Origin of the sequence: uncultured Clostridium sp. (genome assembly GCF_937920395.1) — a bacterium.
Classification (GTDB): domain Bacteria; phylum Bacillota; class Clostridia; order Clostridiales; family Clostridiaceae; genus Clostridium_AD.
The window spans coordinates 1-10,200 of record NZ_CALEVF010000253.1 but is presented as its reverse complement, the minus strand read 5'-3'; the positions used below and the strand labels follow the sequence as shown (position 1 = coordinate 10,200).

Below are 10,200 nucleotides of genomic sequence, written 5' to 3'. Positions count from 1 at the left end.
ACTATCTATAGGAATAATATCCTTAAGAGAAATCATCTTTTTATACATATCATTCCTATCCATTACAATTACATCTGGAAGAGAATTTGTTGCTATCATAATATTAAGCTTTTCACGTTCATCTCCACTTGGATTTCTAAAATTAAGCTTAATATGCTGGGTATCCATAATATATTTCGAAATTTTATTTGATTCATCAAAAGGAGTAGCCATAGACCACCAATTATAATCTAAATAAACATCAACGTTTAATAAAGATTCACCAGCTATTGAAGTTGTAGATTTTACATCAGTCTTGTTACTATTACATCCTACAAAAAGTGATGATGAAATTAATGTTGATGCTAAAATAACAGCAATTTTTTTAAACCGATTTTTCATTTTATTACCCCCATCTTTATTATTCTTTAAAAATTCACATTAATCTTTAATTTGCGAATCCCCCCATCACGCACTAATGTTATATTATAAAACATATTACTTTATAGATTATTTTTTAATACGCACTTATTATTAGGCTTAACCTTTAATTGACCCAATCATTACACCTTTTAAAAAGTATTTCTGTAAAAAAGGATATACGAGTATTATTGGCCCAATTGTTACCATCATGGTTGCTGCAGTTATTGACTTTGTTGTAATCGCGCTCATATGAGATATTGCATTTGATGCTGCTTGTTGCGCTGCTGGTAGCATATCTCCAATGCTATTGCTATTTATAATATCTTTGAGAACTATTTGCAGAGGATATAAATTTCTATCCTGTATGTACAAGAATGCATCAAACCAACTGTTCCAATTTCCTATAGCATTATATAAAGCTATTACAGCAATTATGGGCGTTGAAACTGGAATAATTAATTTTATGAATATAATAAAATCGCCTGCACCATCAAGTTTTGCAGACTCTTCTATTTCTGCCGGGATTCCTTTGAAGAATGTAATCATTAATATCATATTCCAAACGCTTAATAAACCTGGTATTATATATACTAAATAATTATTAGTGAGATGTAGTTTTTGCATTAGTACAAAATTTGGGATCATTCCCCCACCAAAGTACATAGTTATAATGCATAAAGTCATATAAAACCGTTTAAACTTCAAGTATGGCTTCGACATTGCATATGAAAATACTGCGGTAAAAAGTACAGAAGTTATAGTTCCAACAATTGTTCTAGAAAGTGTTATAATAAATGAGGAAATTACTCGAGAATTTGAAAATACCACAGCATAGTTATCTAGAGTAAATTCTCTCGGCCAAATACCAATTCCACCTCTGAGTGTATCCAGTCCATTATTAAATGAAATTGCCAAAATATTTAAAAATGGATACAGTGTAATTATCGCTACAAATAAAAGTACTATACCAAGAATAATATCGAACATTTCAATCTTTTTTCTTTTCATTTTACTTTGTTCCCCCTATCACCATAAACTTGAGTCTGAAACTTTTCTACTAATTTGATTTGCCATAAATAATAACACAATAGCTATCACAGATTTAAACATTCCAATTGCTGTAGCAAAAGAAAATCTAAATTGTCCTAGGCCCTGTTTAAGTACATAAGTATCAATTATCTCGCTTACATTAGATACCATAGGATTCTGCATAAGTAATACTTGTTCAAAGCCAGCGTTCAATATACCTGAAACTGAAAATATAAGTAGTATGACTATTGTAGGTTTAATGCCAGGAAATGTTATATTCCACATTTTTTGAATTCTACCACATCCATCAATTTCAGCAGCTTCATATTGTTCTTGGTCAATGGATGAAATTGCAGCCATATAAATTATTGCGTTCCACCCAACTTCTTTCCACAAATCACTCATGACCAATATGCTCCAAAAATAATTAGGTTTACCAAGGTATGCTATTTCAGTGTTTATGATGTGTAGATGCAATAAAATTGAATTTAATAACCCACCATCAATAGAAACAAATTGAAATACAATTCCATAAACAGCTATCCACGAAATAAAGTGAGGCAAATAGGAAATAGTTTGTACACTTCTCTTGAAAAAGGTCCCTTTTGCTTCATTAAGTAATAATGCAAATATTATAGGTATAGGGAACCCAACTAAAAGCTTTAAAGAACTAATACCAAGGGTATTTCTAAGTATTAAAAAAAAATTTGGATCTTTTAAAAACAAAGTAAAATTATCAAATCCAACCCAGTGACTAAAACCAACCATATCACCAATTTGGTAGTTTTGAAAAGCCATTACCAGACCATACATTGGAATATAGGAAAATATGATGAGAAAAATTATACCTGGTATAACCATTGCTTGCAATTCTCTCTGCTTCCATAACCTTTGCAATTCTTTATGAAGATTTGTTTTTTTTTTCTTATTGACTATTGATTTTTGTTTTACATTTATTATCATAAAACCACCCCTTGTTAGAAATATAGTTTATGTCTTTATTATGTATTTATTATGTATTTATTGTATCTTTATTATATAATGACTAAAATACAATAACAATATTCCAAATCAACGATTTTTACTGTCAAACAATGATACCGTATTCATTGCTTGTAATTTTGAATAATATAATCAATTTATTTATAAGAACAGATTGATTATACTAATCAAAATAATGTACTGTATTTATTTTTTCATTTTATAGAACAATCAGAAGCAATTTGGTATTCATCATTATCTATATAAAAATGCCTGTCATGGATGGGATGTAACTCAATTGCTATTGTGTTACTTTCAGAATATAAATATAATCGAAATCAAGTAACCTCATATCAAGATATGGGGTTACTTCGACATATACAAAATTTGAAAAATACTTATATTCAATTCTTACTAAGTATTTCAATAAAAGCCCTATTTGCAAAAACCTTTAGTTTCTTTTGCCTTTATTTTGTTGAAGGTTGGGTTATTATTCTATGCAACCATTCCAAACTTAACTTTTCCTAAATTTTCGGTGTATGCTTAACCTTTCCTGTGATTACATCAAGACACTTCCTCCTACACCGAAAACTACTTTAGCATTTATCTCATTTTTATGACTATAAATCCATTTAACAGCAAGTGGTGACCCCAATGCAACTATAAGAATATCTGGGTCTGAACTCCTTATATTTTCAATAATTAAATAATCTTCGTCTTTTTTAGAATAGCCATGATGTCTTCCTGCAATTTTAACATTAGGATAATTTTTTGTAATATATTGGGATGCTCTACTATTTACTTCTTCATCTGAACCTAACAAATAAAACGACCATCCCTTTTGATTTCCAACTTTAAGTGTTTCTAAAAGTAAGTAATAACCTGTAACTCTTTCTGGTACTGGATAACTTTTAATCTCGAGTCCGGGGAGATAATTACAACAACTCAAAACATTATAAAACTAGCTAAATTATATAATGTTACAACTGATTATATTCTTTGTTATGAACTTAATATAGAAAAAAGTGAGCTTAAAAGGTTAAAAAAATAGAATAGTAGCGGAATTAACATAGCAAAAGAGCATACAATTCATATGCTCTTTTGCTATGTTAAAGGTTAGTAATCTTTTAATAATGTCTATACAGCAAATTTTTAGACACCAACTAAATCAGTGTAAACAAAAGGGTAGGGTAGGACTTTTGTTTACTAAAATTGAACTAAGCTATAAAGCAGATCCTTTGCTTCTTGATCTATTCCTATATATCTTAGAGTTATTTTTTGGCTGCTGTGATTAAAAGTATCCATTATTAATCCTATATTATATCTACTTGCTTTATAGGTCCAGTAACCCCAGGCTTTCCTTAAACTATGTGTACCAAAATTCTCGATTCCAACGGAAGTAGCTGCAGTTTTTAATATCCTATATGCCTGAGTGACAGTTATGTGATCATTTAGCCCTTTTCTACTTTTAAATATATAATTATCCGACTTAAGTTTATTTTGCTTTATATATGGTTTTAATGCTACCTTAAGGCTATCGTTTAATTTTATTTTTTTCTCTTTATTTGTCTTCTGCTCACGAAGCACAAAATAGTCTTTAAAATTTCCTTTCTCATTTAAAATGTCAGAAACTTTTATTCCAACAACATCAGAAATTCTAAGTCCCGAATTTATTTGAAATTTTCCGAGGAGCCAATCCCTTTCATTTTTCCCTTTAAGGTATATAAGCAAATCAGTAATTTTTTTTTTATCTTTTATAGGTTCTACAACCATATTTTCACCTTCCTTTCCAATGTATTGTATTTATATTATACCACATAAAACGATACATTCAAAACGATAATTGATTAATTAAATTTAACTAAATACTTAACAACCCTTATAAATCAACGCTTGACGCAAAAAAACGAATGTAATCTTTTAGATAAAAGCGTACATTCACTTTTTTTATTATTAATAAAAATATATATAATACAATATAAACATAGAAAATACAAAATGTTTACAATAATATAAGTGTATTACAAATATAAATATAAAAATAAGTGATACCTATTTTGTGCTTTTATAGATTGATTTTTAATAAAAATAGTATTACAATATAAACATAGTAATTACAACGTGTTTACAGTATTAATTATGTATTACATATCAAAATAAATTACGAGGTGAAATAATATGGAAGAAGTAAAAGAAAACAAAAGCATAGTTACTAGCTATAGGTTATCCCAAGACACTAAAGAGAAGTTGCAACAGCAGTTAAAGGACTTAGGATTGACACAAGAACAATATTTTAATAAGGTAGTAAGCACTATGGAACTTGAAAATGTAAAACAAAATAGTTTTTTAAGTATGGACACTACCGTTATACAAAGTAATTTAGATGCTATATTAAACGCATTTATAAGTATTGCAGATGGCAGTAATAATTTGATAAATAATAAGGATACAGAACTTGAAGAATTAAAAATTAGGTTCAAAGATATGTTAGCTGACAAAGAAGGCCTTATTAAATCACAAAAACAAGAACTAGAGGAATGGTATATTAGTTTTAATGAATTACAAAAGGAAAATGAAGAACATAATAAAGAACTATTTAGCATTAAAAATGAACATAACAAAGAAATGGAACATTTAGAGGGCAATTTAAAAGATAAAAATTTAATTGTAGAAGAATATAAAAATAAAAATGATATGTTACTAACTGATCTAGCAGAACATAAAAAATATAAAGATGAATTAGAAGAGTATAAAAAATTACTTGCAGACGCACAAGGACGAGATATTGATAAAGATAATCTCATTAAAGACAATGATTATAATATTAACCAGTTAAATAAGAACATAGAGAAAATAACACAAGATAATCAAAAGGAATTAGAAATATTAAAGAAAGAAAATCAATTAAATATAAAATTAGCGGTAGCAGAAGCAAATGAAAAATTAAATGAGAAATTAGGTCAAGAACAATTAAACCATAATGCAGACATACAAGAATATCATGTAAAATATAAATTATTATTAGAAGAATTGGAGAAGAAAAATATAACTCCGAAAGTTACTTCAAAAACTACTCCAAAAGTTAATAAAAAGAATAATGCAATTGTAAAAGGAGAAGTAGATGAAAAGAAAATCTAAGAAAGACGATACGCCAATAGAAATGGTGATTGCATTAGCTATAGGAATTTATAATTATACAAAAACTAAAAACTTGAACAAATCAATTATAATTTTTTTCATCAGTGTTTTTATATTTGGTGGTATAACCCTTACTATAAATTATTTTAGAAATAAAAAACATAATGAAATATTATTAAATAGTGGTATTGATATTGCCGATAAAATGAGCGGAGAGGAATTTGAAAGATTTCTTTTAGTACATTTTCAGAAGTTAGGATATAAAGGCGATACTACTCCAAAAACCAACGATTATGGCGCAGACTTAGTATTATCTAAAGATGGAGAAAAGATAGTTGTACAGGCTAAAAGATGGAGTTCTAAAGTAGGTATAGAATCTGTACAACAAGTCATTGGAGCTAAATCATATTATAAAGCCAATAGTTGTATAGTTGCTACTAATAATTTTTTTACACCAAATGCTATAAAGTTAGCAAGTAGTAGTTCGGTTGATCTCTGGGATAGATCTAAACTTTTAGAAATTATGAGTAAATCTAATGGAAGAGAAATTGCAAAAGAAGCTACAAATCAAACTGATATTAGCAAAAGAAATATATGCCCCAAATGTGGAAGTGAAATGATTTTGAAAAAAGGAAAGTACGGCAGCTTTTATGGTTGTTATAAATATCCGAAATGTAAATTCACTAAAAATATTATATAGCAAGAAGTATTGATTTATAAGGGTTGTTAAGCATTTAGTTAAATTTAACTAAGCAATTTTTAGAATATTAAACAATGAAACATATCATAACAAAAGAGATTATAAGCCTAGTATATTTACATTAATTAAACGTAAATATACTAGGCTTTACTTCGTTATAAAAATTGAATTAACATTAACAATGTTAATCATAATTTTTAGCGTACTACTCCCTATAAACTACCTATATCATAAATCTTACATAGGAACATTATCTTTTATATTTATAAGATAATGTTTCTATGTATTCTTGTATTTCATTAGAGAATTCAATTAATTCATCATCTGTTAACTTTTCCAAACATAATTTATTTAACCCTTCATGACTGGATAAATAGTCCATACAAACATTTCTATCTCTAAATTTTCTAGGTATTATAAATGGTAACTCATTTGAATTACTTAAAATTTCTTCTAAAAAATAATCTATAGAAACATTAAATAATTTCATTAATACTTCTAAGGTTTTTAGAGGTGGAGTAATTCGATTGGCTTCCATACCACTAACTGTTGACCTTTTCAAATTCAATTCTTTTGCAAGATCTTCTTGTGTCATATTCTTTTGTTTTCGCAAATATTTTAAACGTTCACCACGAAACACTAAAACGCACCCTCCCTATCCTAATGAAATATCTATACTTTCTATTCTACATTGAAAATTGAAAAATAGAAACAAAAGACTACAATACCTACGTGAAAAATGTAATATACGTTATGCAAAATAAAGAGAATAAAGGAATAATATAGTGAATATTGTAATAATACATATGATAACATGGTAAAATAGTATTGACAAGGTTATAAATGGAAACTATAATTGAAAATATAGTTATTTAAAATATCATAGTTGGCTATAATAGCTAAAATATTTTATAAATTTAAGTTGTTTTTGTTTAGCTTATGTTACATAAAATATGGGAAGGGGATAGAAATATGAATTATAAAAAAATAAAAAGTAGCTTAGTTTTGGTAGGGGTATCAATTATAAATTTAAAAACGGTTTTTGCGGCGTCTGATGCATCAACGGTTACTGCCAAAGTAGATCAGGGATTATCAATAATTCAAGGGGTTTTAACGGGAATTATTGTTGTAGTAGGGGTTATAGCAGCACTTAAAGTAATAATATCAAAATTACCAAGTTTAGACGATCCTCATGTGAAAAATGAAATGTGGAAAAGTGTAGGAACAATAGGTTTAGCTGTTGCAGTTGGTGGAGCATTAGTATGGTTTATCCCATGGGTATATGGTTTATTTCAATAATCAACAATAAACGAGGTGAATGATTTGGAAGATAAAGAAAGCTTAAAAAGAAGTTTACTTGAATTATTGGGTGAAGATGATAACGGAAGAATGGGGAAAAGGTTCTTTTTCCCTGGGAATGTAGAAAAAGGATATAACATAGTTCAAGGATTATCGGTTGTAGATGTTCTTAAATATATAGCACCATCATTAATAGTATCTATTATTATAATTGCTATACCACCATATACGAGTATATTCTTTTGGATATTAAAAGCTATAGTAGATTGTATTATTTTATCTTTAGGCATCATCATGGCGGTTTTAAGACCTATTGCAAGTAGAAGCAATATAAAATGTTTGGATTATATAAAAATGAGAATTTCATATATAGGTAAGCAAAAGATGTATTATATAAAGCCTAAGAATAGGGGGATTTAAGTAATGGCAAAGACAGAAAAAAAATTATACTTACAAGATATAAGTCCTATCGAGGGAGTTTATAGTGATTTTGTTTTACTGAAAACTGATGAATTAATTGTGATGATAAAGGTCGAAGGTGTAAATATGGATTTACTTGCAGAGTATGAACAAAATAGTTTGTTTGAAGATTATGGAGCTTTCTTAATGTCAAATACAAATGATAGTTTACAAACAGTAAGTATGACAGTTCCATTAGACTTGAAAAGATATAATTTGTATTGGAAAAAACGTTATTTGGATATTAAAAATTCTAATATGGAAAATACAGAAGCAAAAGAACATTTAAAACAATTAATTGTGGCGAATTGCTTACACTATCAAGAAATTGCATTAGGCTCTGAACTTACAACTCAACAACATATAGTTGTTTTAAGCCAAAAACTAAAGAAAAGAACATTGGTAGAGTTAGGAAATGCAGAAAGTGAGTTAAGAGAAAAAATGGCTAAAGTTAAAAACTCTATTGAATCAATGCTTGAAGCTTATGACGTAAATTTAGAAATATTAAGTACAAAAGAAACAATATCTACGTTACATAGGTTTATAGATTTTAAATATTCTATATATGACTAAATTGGAGGGTGAAAAATGCAATTATCATTAGGTAGAAAGAAAAAAGAAGTAAAAAAGTTAGTACTGGAAGAGCCAGTTAAAAAAGATGAAATATCAAACTTGATTGATGCAACACCAATTGAAGCAATTTACCCCTTTGTCTACAAAGAAAATAATGATTGTGTAGAAATGGGCGGTAATTACATAAAAGTAATAGCATTTACTTCTTACCCAAGAGAGCAAAAGGGAAACTGGTTATCAGATTTAAAAAGAATGAAGGGTAATATTACAATAAGCCAGTATATCGAGCCAACAGATGCATCAATTATGCTAAACCATTACAATTCAAGTTATAAAAATAAAGAAGCGGAATTAATGAAAACACATGACCCACAACAGAAAATAAAATTAAGAAATGAAATGAAAAGTTCTGCTTATCAATTAGAGGAAGCATTAAATAATAAATCAGGGTTTGTGTACATTTATACTTATATTTTAATACAAGCGCAATCTAAAGAACGCCTTGAACAATTAGACGAAAAAGTACAACGTACTCTAATGAAGCTACATATAAAAGGTATCGTTCCATACTACCAAATGAATAATGCGTATTGGTCAGCATTACCCCTTAAACAAAATTTACTAAAAGAATATACCTACCAAATGAGTAACACAACCGCAGCAAGTAGCTTCTTTCCTTTTGATGATTCTGAAATTTGCGATTTATCACCTCAAAGCCAAATAGAAGGAGTTAATAAAATAACTAATTCTTTAGTAGCAATTAATTACTTGAATGATAAAAAAACACTGAATCAGAACATGTTTTTAATTGGAACCAGCGGAGTTGGAAAAACAACATATTTAAAAAGAAAAATTATAAATTTAATAGCTCAAGGGAAAAAAATATATATAATTGATCCCGAAAATGAATATACAAAAATTGTAAAATATTTTGGCGGTACTGTAATTCATTTAAGTTCAATTTCTGAAACAATAATAAATCCATTTGAGATTTATTCAGATGAACTAACGGATGATGAAATATTAAATAGTGTAACCAAAGAAAACAAAATTAAAAATTTAATTAAACAGAAATGCCAAAGACTAAAAGGTTTCTTTAAAGTAATTAAAAGCGATATGACACAAGTAGAATCGTCAATAATTGAGAGTTTAGTATTAAAATTATATGTTAAATTGGAAAAATGTGAAGATTTAAAAAATGTAACACATGAAGATTTCCCTATATTAGAGGATTTATATAAAAGTTGTGAAGAATTAAAGAAAAATGATATTGAAAAATATTCAGTTATAAAAGATTTTTATTTTATATTAGAAAGCTATGTTTACGGTTCAAATTCATTATTCAATGGATATACAAACATTGATTTATCAAGTCTTACAGTATCATTCGATTTATCTGCTCTACAAACTGAAAAAGAGGTTCAAGGTGCTTGTTACTTAAATATATTTTCGTATCTATGGGACGATATAACAAAAATAAAAACTCATAATTCACAGTCAGATGATGATTATAGCGCATATATGTTTATTGATGAATTTCATTTTTTATTAAAAAACCAAGAATCATGTGATTTCTTCTTTCAAGCATACAAAAGATTTAGAAAATATAAAGCGGGAGC

At 27.8% G+C, this 10,200-nt stretch carries 11 protein-coding genes and 1 pseudogene; 6 read left to right on the top strand and 6 right to left on the bottom strand.

The genetic code is table 11. From position 1 onward, the window contains the following. From Q0649_RS16625 to Q0649_RS16605, 5 genes and pseudogenes are all read right to left on the bottom strand, one after another. Positions 1–381 (bottom strand): annotated as a pseudogene (locus tag Q0649_RS16625) (hypothetical protein); the annotation flags it as partial. A 138-nt stretch (positions 382–519) separates the two neighbouring features. Then, positions 520–1,410 carry a carbohydrate ABC transporter permease gene (locus Q0649_RS16620; protein WP_298844615.1) on the bottom strand — a complete coding sequence of 297 codons (891 nt, stop codon included), beginning with the start codon at positions 1,408–1,410 and terminating at the stop codon, positions 520–522. A gap of 18 nt (positions 1,411–1,428) precedes the next feature. Next, the gene (locus Q0649_RS16615; protein WP_298844613.1) at positions 1,429–2,394 is read right to left on the bottom strand and encodes a sugar ABC transporter permease; all 966 of its coding nucleotides are present in this window, start codon (positions 2,392–2,394) and stop codon (positions 1,429–1,431) included. 577 nt (positions 2,395–2,971) lie between these two features. Beyond that, entirely contained in the window at positions 2,972–3,361 is a 390-nt protein-coding gene (locus Q0649_RS16610) for a WecB/TagA/CpsF family glycosyltransferase (protein WP_298844609.1), read from the bottom strand. A 257-nt stretch (positions 3,362–3,618) separates the two neighbouring features. Further along, a complete protein-coding gene (locus tag Q0649_RS16605; RefSeq protein ID WP_298844607.1) occupies positions 3,619–4,185 on the bottom strand; it encodes a tyrosine-type recombinase/integrase in 567 nt (188 codons plus the stop codon). Between the two features lie 405 nt (positions 4,186–4,590). On the opposite strand from Q0649_RS16605, the gene Q0649_RS16600 reads away from it, so the two are divergent. Together Q0649_RS16600 and Q0649_RS16595 are read left to right on the top strand one after the other, a co-directional pair. After that, positions 4,591–5,550, top strand: a complete 960-nt coding sequence (locus tag Q0649_RS16600; protein ID WP_298844605.1) for a hypothetical protein — start codon at positions 4,591–4,593, stop codon at positions 5,548–5,550. After that, positions 5,534–6,250, top strand: coding sequence for a restriction endonuclease (locus Q0649_RS16595; RefSeq protein ID WP_298844603.1), 717 nt, complete (start codon positions 5,534–5,536; stop codon positions 6,248–6,250). The genes Q0649_RS16600 and Q0649_RS16595 overlap by 17 nt, the downstream gene beginning before the upstream one ends. A gap of 250 nt (positions 6,251–6,500) precedes the next feature. Here Q0649_RS16595 and Q0649_RS16590 read toward each other — a convergent pair whose 3' ends face one another. Further along, positions 6,501–6,890 carry a helix-turn-helix domain-containing protein gene (locus tag Q0649_RS16590; protein ID WP_298844601.1) on the bottom strand — a complete coding sequence of 130 codons (390 nt, stop codon included), beginning with the start codon at positions 6,888–6,890 and terminating at the stop codon, positions 6,501–6,503. A gap of 332 nt (positions 6,891–7,222) precedes the next feature. Here Q0649_RS16590 and Q0649_RS16585 point away from each other — a divergent pair, with 332 nt between their 5' ends. The 4 genes from Q0649_RS16585 to Q0649_RS16570 all read left to right on the top strand — a co-directional run. Beyond that, a complete protein-coding gene (locus Q0649_RS16585) occupies positions 7,223–7,549 on the top strand; it encodes a CagC family type IV secretion system protein (RefSeq protein ID WP_298844599.1) in 327 nt (108 codons plus the stop codon). Positions 7,550–7,573: 24 nt separating this feature from the next. Next, complete coding sequence (locus Q0649_RS16580; RefSeq protein WP_298844597.1) at positions 7,574–7,969, top strand: conjugal transfer protein; 396 nt, start codon at positions 7,574–7,576, stop codon at positions 7,967–7,969. A 3-nt stretch (positions 7,970–7,972) separates the two neighbouring features. Further along, on the top strand, positions 7,973–8,581 hold the full coding sequence (trsD, locus tag Q0649_RS16575) for a TrsD/TraD family conjugative transfer protein (protein WP_298844595.1): 609 nt from the start codon (positions 7,973–7,975) through the stop codon (positions 8,579–8,581). A 15-nt stretch (positions 8,582–8,596) separates the two neighbouring features. Beyond that, on the top strand, positions 8,597–10,200 hold a 1,604-nt coding region (locus Q0649_RS16570), incomplete at its 3' end, for a VirB4 family type IV secretion system protein (RefSeq protein ID WP_298844593.1).

Bases quoted from the DNA above. Each gene is read 5' to 3' on its own strand.
- Q0649_RS16600 (WP_298844605.1), top strand. From the start codon at position 4,591: ATGGAAGAAGTAAAAGAAAACAAAAGCATAGTTACTAGCTATAGGTTA.
- Q0649_RS16595 (WP_298844603.1), top strand. From the start codon at position 5,534: ATGAAAAGAAAATCTAAGAAAGACGATACGCCAATAGAAATGGTGATT.
- Q0649_RS16615 (WP_298844613.1), bottom strand. From the start codon at position 2,394: ATGATAATAAATGTAAAACAAAAATCAATAGTCAATAAGAAAAAAAAA.
- Q0649_RS16585 (WP_298844599.1), top strand. From the start codon at position 7,223: ATGAATTATAAAAAAATAAAAAGTAGCTTAGTTTTGGTAGGGGTATCA.
- Q0649_RS16605 (WP_298844607.1), bottom strand. From the start codon at position 4,185: ATGGTTGTAGAACCTATAAAAGATAAAAAAAAAATTACTGATTTGCTT.
- trsD (WP_298844595.1), top strand. From the start codon at position 7,973: ATGGCAAAGACAGAAAAAAAATTATACTTACAAGATATAAGTCCTATC.
- Q0649_RS16620 (WP_298844615.1), bottom strand. From the start codon at position 1,410: ATGAAAAGAAAAAAGATTGAAATGTTCGATATTATTCTTGGTATAGTA.